This window comes from Klebsiella sp. 141240 (assembly GCF_050600805.1).
GTDB lineage: Bacteria > Pseudomonadota > Gammaproteobacteria > Enterobacterales > Enterobacteriaceae > Klebsiella > Klebsiella aerogenes.
The window spans coordinates 1-849 of sequence record NZ_JAQIRK010000055.1; the positions used below are offsets into that span (position 1 = coordinate 1).

General features: G+C 65.3%; 1 protein-coding gene. It reads right to left on the reverse strand.

Annotated elements, in window-relative coordinates:
• Window positions 1–33 precede the first annotated feature (33 nt).
• Window positions 34–849 (reverse strand): Tn3 family transposase (locus PGQ95_RS26280; protein ID WP_032226893.1); only part of this gene is annotated, 816 nt, incomplete at its 5' end.

The following is an 849-nucleotide window of genomic DNA, read 5'->3' on the forward strand; positions in this document are numbered from 1 at the left end:
GGGGAGCCCGCAGAATTCGGAAAAAATCGTACGCTAAGGTTTTCCGGGCATCCGTAAGGGCCGAAACTTCCCGTCTTCCAGTCTGCGGCTCTGCCGCCAGACGTAATCGCCGGTTAGGTTGATGTGCTCCCAGCCCAGCGGCGACAGGAATTGCAGCAGCTCGCCGTCCACCGGCTTGCCGGCCTCGACCAACCCCTGGGTGGCGCGTTCCAGGTACACCGTGTTCCACAGCACGATAGCCGCCGTCACCAGGTTGAGGCCGCTGGCCCGGTAGCGCTGCTGCTCGAAGCTCCGATCCCTGATTTCCCCAAGGCGGTTGAAGAACACCGCCCTGGCCAGCGAGTTGCGCGCCTCACCTTTGTTCAGGCCGGCATGCACGCGGCGGCGCAGTTCAACACTTTGCAGCCAGTCCAGGATGAACAGCGTGCGCTCGATCCGGCCCAGCTCGCGCAGGGCCACGGCCAGTCCGTTCTGGCGCGGGTAGCTGCCGAGCTTGCGCAGCATCAGCGAGGCGGTGACGGTGCCCTGCTTGATCGAGCTGGCCAGGCGCAGGATGTCGTCCCAGTGGGCACGCACGTGCTTGATGTTCAGGGTGCCGCCGATCAGCGGGCGCAACGTCGGGTAGGCTTGCACGCCCTGCGGCACGTACAGCTTGGTTTCGCCGAGGTCGCGGATGCGCGGCGCGAAGCGGAAGCCTAGCAGGTGCATCAGGGCAAAGACGTGATCGGTGAAGCCGGCCGTGTCGGTGTAGTGCTCCTCGATCCGCAGGTCGGACTCGTGGTACAGCAGGCCGTCGAGCACATAGGTGGAATCGCGGACGCCGACATTCACCACGCGGGTGCTGAACGG